Below are 16925 nucleotides of genomic sequence, written 5' to 3'. Positions count from 1 at the left end.
TCAGGTTATGAAAATGAGGGGTTCGTTGCGTCTACCTCACGGAAGGAGGTTCATTCAGGGGTGCCGAAAAGAAATATCGTCTAGAAAGGTCCTAGCTTAGGAATAAAAAGAGTCATCTCCTGAACGATATACTCTGCATCTTCCAAAGCCTCTTCAGCTTCTTCCACAGCTATAGGCTCATAATCCAAACCGGGATACTCAACCTCATGGCGAGTTCGACGCAAGCGAGAATACAGCTTACCCACCACATCATGAGGGCCTCGCTGAGCACGCAACGCATCACCCACCACAATATGACCTCCCCGAGTAGTCGGCCGCAGACCCTGCACCGCCAAGGCAGCAGTCATCGCCAACCTCGAAGCATCATAGAGGAGCGTATAGGCACCTTCCGGATCATCAACCACCAGACGATGCGCCGTCTTTAGATGCCGATGAGCACGCAACAACAGACCCTGAGCATGCTCACGATTTACAGCGACCCGTTCCAACTCACCGGCATTAATCAGCTCAAGCATGCGCTCCCGGCCAACAGTCCAAGGACCAGGAGTCGGGGCATTAGGCTTCAGCGTCGACATCGTTCACCTCCAGCTGCCCAAAGAGAACCTCCATCGGGCGCGAGCGCACAGTCCGCACGAAACCATCCTGCGAGTTCCATGCCTCATGAGATAGCCGCTTTACGTTCACCTCATAGCCAAGCTTCTGCTCAGCATCATCAATAGCCTCATACAGCTTCTGACGTGAAGGGGAGCCAACAACCAGCACATCAATATCGTTCGGCACATGCCCAGCCACCCCAGAACGACGGCTAGCCCACGAGCCATAAATAGCGGCACCCTCAATATTGGAAACACCCTGCAAAGTATCCCGGAGCACCGGAACAGGGCCATAAGTTACCAGAATCAGCTGACGCATCGCCTGACCCACCGGATTATCAACTTTGGCTTGCACCATACGGGTCCTACCAACATTCTGGACAGTCACCAAACCGGACTGTTCCAGACGATTCACCTCTCGGGAGACAGTCGGCAACGATGCACGTGTCGCATCAGCAATCTGTGACACCGTGTACTGCTGCTCAGGGTGAGAGAACAGCAATGCCATCACTTCACCCTGCAGGTCACTACGCAAGATAGGAAGGAGACTAGGAGCAGACGTTTTCATAACATGAATTATATCAATCATGTTATGAAAACGTCTGATAATTCAGGGGCCTACTAGGCCGCGGCAGATGCCATTGCCAGCACCCGGTCATGCTTAGCGAGGCGGCGCTTCTGAATCGCGCGCACCACCCAGATACACACCGCACCCAGAATCGCGCCGGCGGTGTTATTCACAATGTCATCCACATCGAAGGTGCGGTAGGTGAAGCCCGCCAGACCCCAGTTACCGGTCAGCTGGCTCAGTTCAATAAAGCTCGAGAGCGCGAAGCCACTCAACGCCGTAGCGCGCAGACCCCAGCGCAGGCAGCCCGCCGTAAAGAAGCCCAGCGGAATGAACATCGCGATATTGAAGAAGAGCTGCGCGTACACGGTGGTGAAGAAGCGGCGCAGACCCATGCCAGCCGTCAGGTCCCATGCCTGCTGCCAGCTCCAGCCCACGTAGAAGCGCGGGTAGTAGAGTTCGGGGTTCGTGACACTATTCGCGCTACCAATCGGGGTCAGCGTCAGCGAAAGAATCGACGCAAGGAACAGTGCGAAGGATGCAGTCAGCAGGTACTGGCGGATGCTGTGCGCTCGACCGGTCTTCTTGGCGCGCAGGCGCATGCCAATGAAGCCGATGATGGAGAGTGCGACAGTAAGCGCCGCAATCTCGATGGCGAAGGTGCCAATCATGTGTTTACTAAGCAGTTCCTGCATGCGGTGTGTTCCTTAGGTCGTGAGAGTGAGTTATATGCTTTCCACCTGTATATATGCCTGTTCTAACATATATTCCCGGTGGTATATAGCGGGTGTCTGTTCATGCCCGCCGCATATCATTCACCACCAGTGTAAAAGACGGCTCTATGGCTCACCCTAGGCGAAACTGTGAAAAAGCTGTACACGCACCCAAACATGCCATGAGAACCACCACAGCCGGTGCCGTCAGTACAGAACATCCGGCGGGAACACCGGCGCAATATACCGACCAAACAGCAGCACGAACAAGAACGCGCCCGCAATCGCAGCCACCATCGCACCCACAACCTGCACCAGCCAGAGCATCAGGAACTTCACCATCTTGCCCTCAGAACGGGCAGTCAGCGCCTCCACCATGGCGGTCGAGAAGGTCGTAAAACCACCCAGCAGGCCGGTCGTAATCACGGTGCACCAGAACGCCACCTGATCCGTGGCGTTATAGTGCACGCCTAGCGCGCGAGGATTCGACACCGGCAAAATCAGCAGACCGTACAGGAACGAACCCACCAGGTTAATGACGAACACCGGGCTAATAATCGACGACTCCGTACGCAGGCGAGGCGACATCGCCTTATCCAAGAAGAAGCGGGTCATCGCGCCCAAACCGCCGCACAGGAAAACCATCAGAGCGAAAAACATTAGCGGCCCTCCTCAACATCACGGGCGGGCACCAAGCGGGACGCTACAAAACGGCCCGTCAGCATGCCCGCCGCGGCGGCAACCAAACCACCCACCAGCAGCACCGCCACCGCCATCACCATATATTGAGCATGCACCGTGTACGGCAGAAAAATCGTCTGCGCCAAAACCGCCGCAATCGACGAATACGTCGTATAGCCGCCCATCATGCCGGCACCAAAAAGCAGACGGAACGAATGAATCCGCTCCTCACCGTCACGGCGCGCGTAGGCGTTCCACACCATCGTCAGCAGGCCCAGCGTGAACGAACCCAGCAGGTTCGCCACCAGCACACCACCGGGAGTGTACACGCGACACAGCGCCCCCGTACCGCCTCCCAAAAAGACAAGAAAAGGGGCAGGCACACGGCTCAGAACGCCTCCTATCCACTGTCGGATACTCGCGCGGTTCCTCATCGCCGTGCACCTGCCCTTTCATCTCGTATTAGTCTTCAGAGTGCGCCGTAGCGCACAAACGCACACTAATACTTTACTCTGACCCGAGCTTGCTACCCGAGTCGGCGGCAGCAGACTCACGCTCGTGCTGAATATTCTCGCTCATCTTCTCACTCAGCGCGGCGCCCTCAACATCCATATTCGGAGTGAGGTGATCCAGCCACTTCGGCATCCACCACGCCTTATCGCCCAGCAGAGCCATAATCGCCGGGGTCAGCGTCATGCGCACAATGAACGCATCCACAAGCACACCGAACGCCAAACCAAAGCCCATCGGGCGGATCATGGTCGAATCAGCAAAGATGAAGCCACCAAACACCGAAATCATAATGATCGCGGCAGCCACCACCACACGCACCGCATGGTTGTAACCGCTCACAATGGCGGTCGCCGCATCCTTGCCGTGCACGTACGCTTCACGCATGCCGGTCACCAAGAACATCTGGTAATCCATCGCAAGACCGAAAAGAATACCGATGAGCAAGGTCGGCAAGAAGGACAGCACCGGACCCGGGTGGTCCACGCCGAAGAGGGAGCTCATGAAGCCCAACTGGTAAATCGACACCACGGCACCGAAGCTCGCCAGCACCGAGAAGAGGAAGCCCACCGAGGCAACCAGCGGAACCATAATCGAACGGAACACCAGGATCAGCACCAGGAAGGACAGGCCCATCACCACGCCCAGGTACAGGGGTAGCTTCTGGGCGAGCACCTCGGAGACGTCAATATTGCCGCTGGTCTGACCCGCAATGCCGAGAGACACATCAGAGCCCTGAACCGGAACGGTCACGGCTCGCAGCTCGTGGACGAGCTCTTCAGTCTCCACGGAGCTTGCACTGTGGGCAGGAATCACCTGGAAAATCATGAGGGTACGGTCATCGGTCATACCGCCGGGAACCACAGCCTGCACATTCGCGCCACCGCGTTCCTTGACCGCAGAGGCGATATCAATCTGCGCCTGCTGACCCTGCTCCTCGCTCATGTTCGCGGGCGTGTGCGCGACCGCAACCAGCGGGGCACTCATGCCCTCACCGAACTTGTCCTTGACCAGCGCGTACGACTTGTACGCGGCGCTATCGGAGGGGTAGTTCGAGGCATCCGGCAGGCCCAGACGCATCTGCGACATGGGGGCGGCAACCGCCAGCAGCGCCAGCGTACCCACCACCAGGGTCAGCAGCGGGCGAGCCAGCACGAGGCGCAACCAACCGTTCGGCTTCTCGGTGCGTTCGGCATCCTGCGCGCGGCGAGCCGCAATCTTCTGCGGGGTATCAATGGAAGCCCACAGCTTCTTCGACATGATTTTGGTACCCGCCAGGGACAGCACCGCCGGGGTGAGCGTCACCGCGATCAGGGCGGCAACAACCACGCAGAACGCGGCGGCATTACCCATCACGCCCAGGAAGGGAATACCTGTCACGTTCAGCGCCACGAGCGCAATAATCACGGTACTCGCCGCAAAAATCACGGCGTTACCGCTCGTGCCGTTCGCCAGGGCAATCGCCTGGACCTTCGGCATGCCGTCCAGCAGGTTCGTGCGGTAGCGGTTCAGAATGAACAGCGAATAGTCGATACCAACCGCCAGACTAAGCATCAAACCCAGGGTGTAGGCGGTAGAGCTCATCTCCACGACGGAGGACAGGGAGAGCGTGCCGAGCACACCCACCACCACGCCCACCAGGGACATGAGAATTGGCAGGCCGGCAGCCACGAGGGTGCCGAGCATAACCATGAGCACGATGAAGGCGATGACCATACCCGCCACCTCACCGGTGTGCGAGCCGCCGCCAAGCGCGGATTCACTCAGGTTCGCGTCGAACTGGACGGTCGCCCCGTGCAGGTTCGCCGACTCGATGTCGGACATGACCTTCTGCAATTCGGCGGACGGCACCTCGTAAATCTTCTTCTTAAACGAGACGGTCGCAATCGCCGTGGACTAATCCTCAGAGACCATACGGTAGCCGGAGGTAAAGTCGTAGAGCTTCTGCTGACGCTCCAGCTGCTCACGCTGTGCGGGCAGCTCACTCTCGGTCTTCTGCAGCTGGTTGCGCTGCTCGTCCAGCTTCTTCTTGCCCTCAGCCAGCTCATCCTTCTTGGAGGCGATTTCTGCGCGACCCGCATCAACCTGCTTCTGGCTCTCGGCGAGGGTGTCACGCTGCTGATTGAGCGCGTTCTGCTGGTTGGTCAGCTGCGCCTGCTGGGTGTTGAGCTGCTCCATCATGGCGGCGGGTGAGCCTGCCGCCTCCGCCTGGGCGTAGCTGTCCTTCAGCTGTGCCTGTGCGTCGTCCAGCTGCTTCTGTGCGTCGTCCAGCTGCTTTCGACCTGCGGTAATCTGCTCCTGCGAGTCGTCGAGCTTCTTCTCATTGTCGGCAATCTGCTTCATGCCGTCCTCAAGCTGCGAGGTGGCGGCATTCAGTTGCTTTTTGCCGTCCTCGATCTGGGAGGGGGCGGCGTCAATCTTGGCGTGCGCCTCGTCGAGCTGGGTTTTCGCTTCTGCAAGCTTGGAGGTGGTGGTGAACGGGTCGGTGACCGCATCCACGGAGGGCACCTCACTGGGCAGTGCGCTCAGTGCGGCGGAGAATGCCTGCTTCTGCTCTTCGGTGAGGGCGGTGCCGTCACCGGTGGTGAGAATGATCTGGCCGGAGCCGCGGTTGGCACTGGGGAAGCGCTGGGCGAGCTCGTCGGAGAGCTGCTGGGTCTGCGTTCCGGGCATAGTGAAGGTGTTGCTGAGCTTGCCGTGGAACGCGGCGTAGGCACCCGCTACACCGGCGACGATGAGTACCCAGATGAGGATGACAGCCCCTGCGCGGCGGGCGGCAGCTTCACCGATGCGGTAGAGCCATGTAGCCATGATTCAGTCCTTTTGAAGTTGAGCGAGTGAAGAGTTTGGGGTGTTGGGTGCGTGTGAATGCGGCGTGTGGTTTGCCCTGTACGGCGAACGCTGTGTCCTGTTTTTAGGCAAAAAACACCCCGCCCCGGGCACCTGCAGGTGAGGTGCCCGAAGCGAGAGTGTTTGAGCGTTGACGCTATGGGGCTTAGCTTGCGAATTCGCCCTGGACCAGACGACCCAGGTAGTCGAGTGCTTCGAGGACGCACTGGCGCATTGCTTCAATGGCGAGTGCTTCGGGGTGGGTGCCCTCGGGGGCTTCTGCTGCAACCTTGACCGTCATTTCTTCGGCGCGGGTGAGGTAGTAGTAGACGCCTTCACCGATGGTTTCGGCGAGGTTGGAGGCGAAGACTGCCACGCGCAGGTAGGGCAGGTCGGGGTATGCCGCGAGGTACCGCTCGAGGAAGATGTCGTAGGTGCGCTCGAGGATGACGTGCGAGTATTCTTCGAACTTCGCGGGGCTGTCCATTTCGAGGGCGTAGAGCAGGTGCGCGAAGGGTGCGATGTACTCTTCGAGGGTGTTGCTCATGAAGACGTTGCGGGCGATGGAGAGCATTTCGGCTTCCATGCTTGCGTTTTCGCCGGAGATGCTGAAGTCGCATTCTTCGAAGATGCGGTTGAAGTACTGGTTCATGCGGGTGACCAGCACGTCGTCTACGGAGGCGAAGTGGTTGAAGATGGTGCGGCGGGAGACGCCGGCGCGTTCTGCGAGTGCTTCTGCGTTGAGGGCGCCGTAGCCGCCCTCGAGGATGAGGGATTCTGCTGCCTCAACGATTGCGATGCGGTTCTCTGCCTTGCGGGCGGAACGCTTGTCCGTGATGTTTGCGGGGGATTCAACAAGATTAGCCATGTTTTTTACAATACGCGCATTGTTTCACCGAGGGTAACTATTTTGGGGTTAGATTGACCACATATTTGCACTCCAGGTAATAAACTTGAAGTGCAGATTTAATGTTTACTCAACAAGCAATTTAGCGTTTTGGCATGTCAAACCAATATAAAACCGCAAAAGCACAACAAAAGGGGAGCAGAGTGCACACACAACACGCCCCGCTCCCCCTCAAGCAGCCATTCACAGAGTGGACACACAGACCAGCTAGCAGGCCAGACGGCTAATTAGACACCGGACTAGGCAACCGACTGAAGACGCGCATCCAGCGGCAGACGCACTGTAAAGACCGTATGGCCCGGCTGGCTCTGCACCTGAATCGAACCGCCGTGCGCCTGCACGATTGCCTGCACAATCGCCAAGCCCAGGCCGGTGGTTCCATCCGAGCCGGAGCGCGCCTTATCGGCACGAGTGAAGCGGTCAAAAATCTTCGGCAGGAACTCGGGCGCAATACCCGGACCGTTATCGGTCACGGTAACTACGGCCTCGCGACGTGCCGCATCCACCGACAGACCCGCGGTCACGCGCGTACCCTCATCGGTATGCTTGCGGGCGTTCGAGAGCAGGTTCAGAATCACGCGCTGAATCTGGGAGCGATCCGCCACCACTTCGACGGGCTCATCGGGCAGGTTCAGGTGCCACTCGTGAGTACGGGCTGCCGCCTGCATGTCGGAGGTGCACTCGAGCACCAGCTCGGTCAGGTCAACCTGCTCCAGCTTGGGTTCGCGACCCTCGTCCAGGCGGGCAAGGGTCAGCAGATCCTCAACGAGGCGTGACATACGTTCGGTCTGCGAGTCGATACGCGCCAGGGAGGACTGACCGGATTCACTGAGCGGTTCGGTCCAGCGGAGCATATCGGAGTAGCCCTTAATGGCGGCAAGAGGCGTGCGCAGCTCATGGGAGGCGTCCGCGATGAAGGCGCGAATCTGATGTTCGGTGCGGTCACGTACTTCGAGGGCGGAGTTCACGTTATCAAGCAGCTGATTGAGGGCGTAGCCCACCGCACCCACTTCGGTACGCGGGTCGGAGTCTCTCGGCTCCACACGCACCGCCGAGGAGATGGTGTGTTCTTCCAAGTCCAGGTGCGCCACGTCGGTCGCCACGGCGGAGACTCGCTCCAGCGGCTTCATGGTGCCGCGAATAATGTAGGAGCCAGCCACACCGGCACCAACCATTACGGCGATGGACCCGAGGGACACCACAATCACGAAAATGGTGAGGGTCTGCTGCACGTTGGCGAGCGGAATACCGACCACCTGGGCGTCAGCACTGCTATTAGCCTTCGGAGTGATTTTCACGAGGTACAGACCGGATTCCAGTTTGACCTCTCGGACTTCTTCTTTGGTGGCGTTCAGTGCCATGGTTCCGAGGGTTACCTGGTCGTTGGCGGAGAGGGTTTGTATGGTGCCGTCCTTACCGAGCTTGCTGGCGATTTCCACAGCGCCTTCGGACTCAACACAGGTAATGATGGTTCCGGACGCCTGACCGGGCGCGAAGAGGGAGTTGCTCTTCTGCAGGTCGCTGCAGTCCACTTCTTCTCGTTTGCCGTCTCGGGAGGTCGGCTGCACTACGCGGTGGCTGGTTTCTTTGAGGTCGCTTTGTGCCTGCTGGTAGAGGGAGTTCTGCAGGGTCACGTAGGTGGACAGGCCAATAATGAGGCAGGCGATGCCGAGGGCAGCCACGAGGATGGTAATAAGACGCGAACGAAGGTGGGGTACGTAGCCGAGTTCTTCGGGGGATGCCTCGGGGTTCCGCATGCTCTTCCAGGCGGCGCGCAGGCGCACGAAGAAGTTCCCGCGGGAGGGAACGGAGCCGTCGCGCGAGGAAGTGCCCGCGCGTAGGGGGCGGGTTGCTTCGTTATCCGAGGAGGCGGGTTCACCGGGTGAGTAGGAGCCCACGAGCATCCTTTCTTTCTATATTCGAAATACGGAATATAACTGATATGGCGCGGTATAACCGGGTGTTATACCGCGCCATATGAAGAGCAGAGAATGGAACTATACGGCGGGACGCAGCACGTAACCAGCACCGCGCACGGTGTGAATCATCGGTTCGCGACCCACATCAATCTTCTTACGCAGGTACGAGATGTACAGCTCCACAATATTTGCCTGGCCACCAAAATCGTAGTTCCAGACATTGTCGAGAATCTGGCTCTTGGACACCACGCGCTTCGCATTTTCCATGAGGTAGCGCAGCAAATCGAACTGGGTTGCGGTGAGGTTGATCTGCTCGCCACCCCGGGTGACCTCGCGGGTGTCCTGGTTCAGCACCAGGTCGCCCACAACCAGCTCGGCATCGTCAATGGCGGCAACACCTGAGCGCTGCACCAGACGGTGCAGGCGGATCATGACTTCTTCCATAGAGAAGGGCTTAGTCACATAGTCATCCGCACCGGCAGCAAGGCCCTCAATACGGTTATCCACCGAGTCCTTAGCGGTCAGGAAGAGGCAGGGAACCTCGGGGTAGAACTTACGGATGCGGGTGAGCAGCTCCAGTCCGTCGAAGCCGGGCATCATAATGTCCAGCACGAGCACGTCGGGGCGCCAATCGCGGGCAATCGCGAGTGCGGAGGGACCGTCACCTGCGGACTGCACATCCCAGCCGATCATTTTCAGACCCATGCTGACGAGTTCTTTGAGCATCTCCTCATCGTCAACGACGAGGGCGCGGATGGGACTACCGTCCGGGTGCTCTAGCGCGGGAAGGTTCTTTGCGATTTCGGTTGCTTTGCTGCTCATGTGATTAAGAGTATCGCGATTTAGGGTTCGCGGTGAGGCGGGAGCCGGTTTTCAGCCGCAAACTTATGGAATGCTTGCCCGCGTCACAGCTGGGGCACAGTTTCGTGCCGCCCATTATCCCAACCACGCGCGTTAACCCTTCAATACGGGTTCAATCTTTCGGTAAAATTTGTAGTAGCTTAGGTGATACTCAATCGCCTTTTATTGTTTCAGTGTGCCACCCCGACACAGGCGCCCCGACACCCGCAGAGGAGGACACATGCGCATTAGCCGTATTTATAACAATAATGTTGTCCTCACGGTGGATCATTTGGGCAAGGAGTCCGTGATGATTGGTCGCGGCATTGCTTTTGGTAAGCGTAAGGGTCAGCTGATTGACCCGTCTGCGGTGGAGCAGACGTTTGTGCCGGAGCAGGGCATGTCGGGTGAGCGTTTGAGCATGACTCTGTCTGAGATTCCGGCGGAGATTCTGTCGATTGCCACGCTTTTGGAGTCGAAGGTGCGCGCCGAGGGTGCGTTGGAGCTGTCGAACTCGTTTATTCTTCCGCTGGCTGATCACTTGCACTATGCGGTGGTTCGTGCGCGTGACGGGGTGCGGGTGCAGTATCCGCTCGCCCCGGAGGTGACTGTCCTCTACCCGCGCGAGGTGGAGTACGGCCGCGCAGTGTTGGCGATGGTTCGCGAGCGCCTGAATGTTGAGCTGGACCCGAACGAAGCTATTCCTTTGGCGTTGCACCTGGTCAACGCGCAATTTGCGACGGCGGATATGTCTCAGGCATTCCGCATGACCGAGGTTTTCGCGCAGGTTTTTGAAATTATTGAGGCAAGCTACGAGCGGAAGATCGACCCGGATTCGATGAGTGCGGCACGTTTTGTGACGCACCTGCGCTACCTGTTTGTGCGGGCGAGCCGCGCCTCCGCGAATCGTGCTGAGGATATTGATGAGGTGTCGCAGCCGAGTTTGTTGGCGGCTCTTCGTGCGGATGTACCGCGCGCCTACGCGTGTGCACAGAAGGTTTTGCTGGTGCTGCAGATGCAGTTGAAGCAGAGCCTGACTCGTGATGAGTTGACGTATTTGACGATTCATATTGCGCGTCTGGCGCGGGATATGTGGGGCATTAACGCGTAGCGCATGTTCGATAGAAAGCGACCGGGAGGGTTCCCGGTCGCGTTTTCTATACCTTAGCTTTTCTGTGCCCCGGAACCCCAGTGAGGGGCTCGGGTGGTGGAATTTGGGAGTGAAGAATCTGGGAGTGAGGATTCTTGAGGAGTGCTGCCGGGCGGAACGTGGCCGTTAAAGGTGGGTTGTTATTTATATATACAACCTGTCACTAAATTGTCATTTTCCCGGGTTTTCCTTCGCGCGTTAGCGCGTCGATTTAAATTTTGAAATGGCGGTTTATAACGGCGTATTCCAGAAATACCATTCTGTGGACAGACCTCAGGAAAATGTTGGTTTTTTATAAATCCCACATCTTTTGACTCGCGTACCCATTTTTTGTTCAATATTTTCTTTGTAAATCATTTTCTTGCACCATCGCAGTCCAAATATCCTGCAACAAGCACCTCGTCATCCCGCATACAAGATGCCGTCATTCCTGAAATTTCACAAAAATAACGCTTTACCCTCCACTTCGGCAACCTTTTTTCGGTGTTCTGTTTAAATTTTTTACACCCTGGCAATAAATACGTGTTTTGACATCAAAAACCCATATTCCAACACTTGAAAAAATGTCACAGGAACCTAAAGTATGCAAAGCCAGAAAAAACCCACAAAACACAAAAACAACGTGTTACTATCTGAGAATTATGAGGCTCCTCACGGGGCCACTACACACCATGTCACGAACACGAGAGGACCACTATGGTCACTATCATTGTGGCGGCACACGGCGAGTCGGCTCCGGCTCTGCTGAAGACCGCCGGCATGATCCTCGGTAACTTCGAAAACGTCCACCCGGTCACCTTCCTGCCGGGTCAGGGCCCCGAAGATCTCGTCGAAGAGTACACCCGCATCGTTGAGGCATCTGAAGCAGAAGAAACCCTGCTGCTGGTCGACCTCTTCGGCGGTAGCCCCTACAACGCCGGTGCGCAGTTCGCAGCCACCCGCGAGGGCGTCGACGTCGTCTCCGGTGTCAACGTACCGATGCTTATTGAGGTCATCTCCGGCGCAGGCCGTAAGAACGCAACCCTCAAGTCCCTGGTCGCTAAGGCGCACAAGGCAGGCACTAAGGGTATTCGCTCCTTCCAGGAGGCAAACCAGCCCGCAGCCGCCAAGCCCGCCGAGGCGAAGCCCGCAGAGACCAAGACGGTCGAGGTTCCGGCTGCTCAGCAGGTTCCCGGCGGCACCATGGACGCTATCTTCACCCGCATCGACTCCCGCCTGATTCACGGTCAAGTGGCAGGCACCTGGGTTCCGCATATCGCACCGCAGACCTTCATCGCGGCATCCGATAATGCGGCACACGATCAGCTGCGCAAATCCCTGCTACTGCAGGTCGCGCCGACTAGCGTGAAGACCAACGTCCTGGACATCGCTAAGGCTGGCCGCGTGTACAACAACCCCAAGTACACCGGCATGAAGACCATGTTCGTCGTGGAATCCCCCGTTGACGTGGTGCGACTGCTCGACGAAGGCGTCAAGATCAACGAAGTGAACGTTGGTGGCGTCACCTTCAAGACCGGCATGGTTCAGCTCTCGGACGCAGTGTACGCCTCCGAGGAGCACCTGGAAGCCTACCGCGAACTCATTAAGCGCGGTGTGAAGCTGACGGTGCAGCAGCTGCCCAACCACTCCCCGGTTGATTTGGAAAAGATTCTCAAGCAGAAAGGCCTGGACGCATGAGCGCCCTGACGTTTATTCTCGTTGTTCTCGTGGCGTTCATTGCGGGCGTCGCATCCGTGGTGGACGAGCGTCAGTTCCACCGCCCCCTGGTTGCTTGTACCCTGATGGGTTTTGCGCTGGGTGACCCGACTACCGGCATTATGCTCGGTGGCGCACTGGAGCTCATCGCCCTGGGCTGGATGAACGTCGGTGCCGCGATGGCTCCCGACTCGGCTCTGGCATCCACCATCTCCGCTGTTGTTGTGATTCAGGGTCACCAGGACATCACCACCGGTATTGCTATTGCTGTGCCGCTGGCTGCGGCAGGTCAGGTTCTGACCATTTTCGTCCGTACCATTACGGTGTTCTTCCAGCATCAGGCTGATAATTTCGCGAAAACCGCGAACTTCCGCGGTATTGAGTTGATGCACATTAGCGGTATGGCTCTGCAGGGTCTGCGTGTGGCTATCCCGACCGCTATTGTGGCGCTGATTAGCTCCGAAGAGCTGACCCGCCTGCTGAACATGATTCCCACCGAGGTAACCGTTGGCCTGCGTATCGCCGGTGGCATGATTACCGTGGTCGGTTTCGCAATGGTCATCAACATGATGCGTTCGAAGGCTCTCATGCCCTTCTTCTTCCTCGGCTTCATTGCCGCTGCCGCTATCCCGGCAACCCAGTCGATTTCGATTGCTGGCACCGAGGGCGCGAAGGACCTCGTCGCAACCCTGTCCGGTCAGGCACAGTTCAACCTGGTTGCTATCGGTATTGTGGGCGCCTGCCTGGGTCTGCTGTACACCCAGCTGAACCCGCTCTTCCATAAGAGCGAGGCACCCGCCGTAGCACCGGCAGCCGCAGCAAACGACCTCGATAACGAGCTCGAGTAAGGAGCATCATCATGACTGAGAACAAGAACGTCGAGCTCGTTGAAGTTCCCGAGCTCACCCAGCGCGATAAGGTCGAAACCTACATCCGCTCCACTTTCCTGCTTGGTTCGTTCAACTTTGAGCGTATGCAGTCCATCGGTTTCGCGGTTTCCATGATTCCGGCGATTAAGCGCTTCTACACCAAGAAGGAAGACCAGGCGGAGGCGCTAACCCGCCACCTGGAGTTCTTCAACACCCAGCCGTGGGTTGCATCCTCGATTATGGGTGTGACCGCTGCGATGGAGCGCGAGAAGGCAGCCGGTAAGGACATTGACGAGGCCGCTATCACCAACGTGAAGGTGGGTCTGATGGGCCCGCTGGCTGGTGTGGGCGACCCGATTTACTGGGGTACCGCACGTATTGTGCTGGCTGCTCTGGGTGCGTCCCTGGCGGTGACCGGTAATATTCTGGGCCCGCTGCTGTTCTTCTTCGGCCTGACCGCAATTCGCTGGGCGACCCGCTGGTACGGCTTCAAGTACGGTTACGAGAAGGGTACCCAGATTGTGACTGAGGCGGGCGGTAACACCCTGCAGAAGATCACTCAGGGCGCGTCCGTGATGGGTCTGTTCGTGATGGGTGCACTGGTGTACCGCTGGACGAGCGTGAACATTCCGTTGCCGCTAACCAGCTACAAGAACCAGGCTGGCGCGATGGTGGATGTGACCGTTCAGTCGGTGCTGAACGATCTGCTACCGGGCCTTGCGTCGCTGGGTCTGTGCTTCCTGTGCATGTGGCTGCTGAAGAAGAAGGTCAACGCTATCTGGTTGATTTTCGCTCTGTTTGCCGTGGGTATCCTCGGTTCGTACCTGGGCTTCCTGGCTCTCTAAAAATATGAGGGATGAGCCCTTTCACCCTTCAGTGAAGGCGTGAGATTCAGGGGCTATATCTCAAGTGGTGGGGGTGCGGTCGGTACACTTAAAAGTACCGGCGGCACCCCCGTTTTTCATGGGCGTTTTCTATCGGTTGCGGCGCACAATTCGCGGCAATGCAGCCCTCCCGCGAAGGAGTTTCTATGACCAAGTTGATGGCTTTCGACCTGGACGGCACGATCCTGTTTAACCGCGCCGTAGAGCCTGCCAATGAGCAGGCGATTGCCCGCTGGCAGGCGGAGGGTAACCTGGCGGTCTCGTGCACGGGCAAGAGCATTTTTGCTACTCAGCTGGCGTTGAACCCGACCGCCATCCGCTTTGACTACCACGTGCTGTACACGGGTGCGGTGATTACCGACCGGAAGTACCGGGTGATTTACCATCAGCCTCTTCCGGTGAGTGTTGTGCAGGCGTGCTACGAGCATTTCAGCACCGTGGACGGCGTGGCACTGTTCGCGACCACCCTGGATAACGATTACAGCCTCTGCGACCGGGTGGGTTCGTCGACGAATATTCTGCCGGAGTTCACTCCCCTGCCGGCTGATGACCTGCAGAACCACGAGTACGTGGGCGTACCCCTGTGGATTCCGGATGCGCAGGTCCGCGAGGCGGCGTACACCTGGATTCTAGAGCGTTTTGGTAATTCGGTGGACTGCCACAAGAACCAGGACTTCCTGGATATTGTGCCGCCCGCCTGCACGAAGGGCACCGGTCTGCAGCATCTGGTGGAGTACCTGCAGTCGGAGCATCCGGGTAGCTCCTATGAGGTGCATACGATTGGTGATTCGTGGAACGATATCGACATGCACCGCTACGCTGACCGTTCGGCGTCGTTCAGCTACTCCCCCGACGAGGTTAAGGCTGTCACCACCGATTGTGTGGATAAGGCGTACGAGTTTATTGAGGCTTCCCTGTAGAAGATTCCCTGTAGAAGCTGCCGAGGCGGCGTTCAGGCGCGGCGAGCGCTCAGCCTATCAGTCGCCTCCGCGGACTCGCCACGTCTCTCGCGCGTACTCGCTGCCTACTCCCCCGTTTCACGTGAAACACCCGCTTTCCCGTTACTCCCCGTGTATCCCCGTGAGGTTTCTATGTGCCCCGCTCAACCCCCAAAGAACCAGCCCGGCAAAAATCAGTCACAGAAGAGCCCGCAGGCCGATTCTGCCCAGTCGTACGACCCGTCCAGCTTCTCTGACACCTTCCGCGCTATGGCGCGTGAATCACTCGTGAAGAATCAGAAGAACCGCCCGGACTCCCCCATCGTCTCCATCTCCCCGGTGCTGATTGTTTTGGGCGCCATTGCGGCGGCACTGTACGGGCTGTGGCAGAGCTGGGCGTGCCTCATTCCGCTGGTGCTGATTCTGGTGCTCATGTGGGTCCGCTACACGATGCAGCGTCAGGCTCTCAACGATTTCGCGGAGCTGGAGGCGGCACGCACCGCGTGGAAGAAGACCCGCGACCGCCAGTACCTGGAGCTGATGGCGGCGCAGTCGGCGCGCATCCTGGAGGAGAATAAGGCGCTGACCAAGCAGGCTCGCGCGCATGTGCAGGAGTACGCGGATTTCGCGGCGCAGAAGCTGGGTACCCAACGCTAAAGACCCCGCTGCGCTCGCCCCTCCTCCCCAAAAGACAAAAGTATTCGACGAGTGTTAGTCGAGGTGAGCGTTCAGGCACCCAAAAGACCGTAACCACTCCCCTGTACGGGGGCGGTTACGGTCTTTTATTCACGTCAGATACCCTCTGCGGGGGGGGTCTTTTACGTCTTAGGGGTTACACCCTAGTTGGCCTTCTGTGCGAGTGCTTCAGCAGGCTCTTCTGCGGCTTCCTCGACGGACTCCGCAGATCCTTCGTCTGCACTGTCAGTAGCCGGAGCCTCGTCCAATCGCTGCACCACAGCGGGGCGGTCATCAAAGCCGCGGCGGGTACCTCGGGCAGCCTTCGCCTCCATGGTGTACAGCTGCTCACGATTCGTCAGCACCACCAGGGTCATGGCGTTCAAGCAGACACCCACAATGCACAGAATCCAGCCGATCAGCATGAACCGACCACCGGAAAGCACCGCACCGGAAAGCATCAGGGCAACAGAAACCAGGTACGCCGGGGAAAGCAAAAACTTCGTATTCACTACCGACCTACCTAGCGTGCGTTGGAGCGGGGCTTGGGGGCACGACCCGAACGGGGACGCGAGGGCAGAACGCTCATACGGCCGGGGGCACGATCAACAATCGGCTGAGATTCGGTGGGCTCTTCCTCGCGGACCTCTGCAGTTTCAGCAGGCTCGGTCGCCTCAACGGTTTCAGCAGCCTCAGCGGGAGCTACTTCCTGGTTAGCCTGCGCCGCAGCATCGTGCTCGACTGCCTCGTGTTCGGCGGCTTCACGCTCTTCACGGCGGTGCTCCGAGCGCTCGCGGATACGGTTCTCCACGGAGGACTCGATGCCGTCCAGGTTGGCAACCAGTGCGGGGGTCGGGTCGCCCTTCGCCTTGCCCACGGACAGCACAAAGGCAAGGACGTTCAGACCCAACGCAAGAATCAGAAGGATCCAGCCGAGCCACAGGAGCCAGGGGTTGGAGGTTCCGATCAAGAGCGCGCCGCAAAAAATCACGCCGAGGGAGGTCAGGTACGCAGGCGAGAGAGTCTTGAAATCCATGTCTACTTTCAATGTGTTCGTGAGTTTGAGAGAGCTAACGTACGGTCACTACGTTTCCTGTCTCATTTTAGGTGATAGTTGAGGCTTAATCTGCTTCTGCCCTTGTCTATCGCCTGTG

18 protein-coding genes are annotated in these 16925 nt (G+C 58.2%); 6 read left to right on the top strand and 12 right to left on the bottom strand.

The features are described 5' to 3' along the window. Nucleotides 1-80: 80 nt before the first annotated feature. The 10 genes from QZ822_RS07755 to QZ822_RS07710 form a co-directional block, all read right to left on the bottom strand. A complete protein-coding gene (locus QZ822_RS07755; RefSeq protein ID WP_065423910.1) occupies nt 81-515 on the bottom strand; it encodes a HEPN domain-containing protein in 435 nt (144 codons plus the stop codon). Between the two features lie 40 nt (nt 516-555). Then, nucleotides 556-1101 (bottom strand): ArsR family transcriptional regulator, encoded by a 546-nt coding sequence (locus QZ822_RS07750; protein ID WP_294643766.1) that lies wholly within the window; start codon nt 1099-1101, stop codon nt 556-558. A gap of 113 nt (nt 1102-1214) precedes the next feature. Further along, the gene (locus QZ822_RS07745) at nt 1215-1856 is read right to left on the bottom strand and encodes a VanZ family protein (RefSeq protein ID WP_294643764.1); all 642 of its coding nucleotides are present in this window, start codon (nt 1854-1856) and stop codon (nt 1215-1217) included. A 225-nt stretch (nt 1857-2081) separates the two neighbouring features. Beyond that, on the bottom strand, nt 2082-2534 hold the full coding sequence (locus QZ822_RS07740; RefSeq protein WP_070666816.1) for a CrcB family protein: 453 nt from the start codon (nt 2532-2534) through the stop codon (nt 2082-2084). After that, a complete protein-coding gene (locus QZ822_RS07735) occupies nt 2534-2938 on the bottom strand; it encodes a CrcB family protein (RefSeq protein ID WP_294643760.1) in 405 nt (134 codons plus the stop codon). Before QZ822_RS07735 ends, QZ822_RS07740 begins: the two co-directional genes overlap by 1 nt. Before the next feature lie 124 nt (nt 2939-3062). Continuing rightward, nucleotides 3063-4916 (bottom strand): MMPL family transporter, encoded by a 1854-nt coding sequence (locus tag QZ822_RS07730; RefSeq protein ID WP_294643758.1) that lies wholly within the window; start codon nt 4914-4916, stop codon nt 3063-3065. Nucleotides 4917-4961: 45 nt separating this feature from the next. Further along, the gene (locus QZ822_RS07725; RefSeq protein ID WP_294643756.1) at nt 4962-5876 is read right to left on the bottom strand and encodes a hypothetical protein; all 915 of its coding nucleotides are present in this window, start codon (nt 5874-5876) and stop codon (nt 4962-4964) included. 184 nt (nt 5877-6060) lie between these two features. Beyond that, nucleotides 6061-6762, bottom strand: a complete 702-nt coding sequence (locus QZ822_RS07720; protein WP_070688765.1) for a TetR/AcrR family transcriptional regulator — start codon at nt 6760-6762, stop codon at nt 6061-6063. 278 nt (nt 6763-7040) lie between these two features. After that, nucleotides 7041-8705: a cell wall metabolism sensor histidine kinase WalK gene (locus tag QZ822_RS07715; protein WP_294643754.1), complete on the bottom strand. Its 1665-nt coding sequence runs from the start codon at nt 8703-8705 to the stop codon at nt 7041-7043. A 93-nt stretch (nt 8706-8798) separates the two neighbouring features. Continuing rightward, nucleotides 8799-9542 (bottom strand): response regulator transcription factor, encoded by a 744-nt coding sequence (locus tag QZ822_RS07710; RefSeq protein WP_005504149.1) that lies wholly within the window; start codon nt 9540-9542, stop codon nt 8799-8801. A gap of 259 nt (nt 9543-9801) precedes the next feature. Here QZ822_RS07710 and QZ822_RS07705 point away from each other — a divergent pair, with 259 nt between their 5' ends. The 6 genes from QZ822_RS07705 to QZ822_RS07680 all read left to right on the top strand — a co-directional run bounded on the left by QZ822_RS07705 (nt 9802) and on the right by QZ822_RS07680 (nt 15753). Further along, on the top strand, nt 9802-10671 hold the full coding sequence (locus QZ822_RS07705) for a PRD domain-containing protein (RefSeq protein ID WP_294643751.1): 870 nt from the start codon (nt 9802-9804) through the stop codon (nt 10669-10671). Nucleotides 10672-11406: 735 nt separating this feature from the next. Continuing rightward, nucleotides 11407-12387, top strand: coding sequence for a mannose/fructose/sorbose PTS transporter subunit IIA (locus tag QZ822_RS07700; RefSeq protein ID WP_294643750.1), 981 nt, complete (start codon nt 11407-11409; stop codon nt 12385-12387). Beyond that, a complete protein-coding gene (locus tag QZ822_RS07695; protein WP_049326833.1) occupies nt 12384-13253 on the top strand; it encodes a PTS mannose/fructose/sorbose transporter subunit IIC in 870 nt (289 codons plus the stop codon). Before QZ822_RS07700 ends, QZ822_RS07695 begins: the two co-directional genes overlap by 4 nt. An 11-nt stretch (nt 13254-13264) precedes the next feature. Beyond that, nucleotides 13265-14119, top strand: coding sequence for a PTS system mannose/fructose/sorbose family transporter subunit IID (locus QZ822_RS07690; protein WP_070684746.1), 855 nt, complete (start codon nt 13265-13267; stop codon nt 14117-14119). A gap of 185 nt (nt 14120-14304) precedes the next feature. Further along, on the top strand, nt 14305-15078 hold the full coding sequence (locus QZ822_RS07685) for an HAD hydrolase family protein (RefSeq protein WP_294643747.1): 774 nt from the start codon (nt 14305-14307) through the stop codon (nt 15076-15078). 171 nt (nt 15079-15249) lie between these two features. After that, complete coding sequence (locus QZ822_RS07680) at nt 15250-15753, top strand: hypothetical protein (RefSeq protein WP_294643745.1); 504 nt, start codon at nt 15250-15252, stop codon at nt 15751-15753. Between the two features lie 182 nt (nt 15754-15935). On the opposite strand, the gene QZ822_RS07675 is transcribed toward QZ822_RS07680, so the two are convergent. Both QZ822_RS07675 and QZ822_RS07670 read right to left on the bottom strand, forming a co-directional pair. Beyond that, complete coding sequence (locus tag QZ822_RS07675) at nt 15936-16283, bottom strand: ATPase (protein ID WP_294643742.1); 348 nt, start codon at nt 16281-16283, stop codon at nt 15936-15938. 11 nt (nt 16284-16294) lie between these two features. Next, a complete protein-coding gene (locus QZ822_RS07670) occupies nt 16295-16807 on the bottom strand; it encodes a hypothetical protein (RefSeq protein ID WP_294643741.1) in 513 nt (170 codons plus the stop codon). Nucleotides 16808-16925: the final 118 nt, after the last annotated feature.

Origin of the sequence: uncultured Rothia sp., from assembly GCF_916715725.1 — a bacterium.
GTDB lineage: Bacteria > Actinomycetota > Actinomycetes > Actinomycetales > Micrococcaceae > Rothia.
The sequence above is the reverse complement of the archived record's forward strand: the minus strand, read 5'-3'. Positions and strand labels throughout refer to the sequence as shown.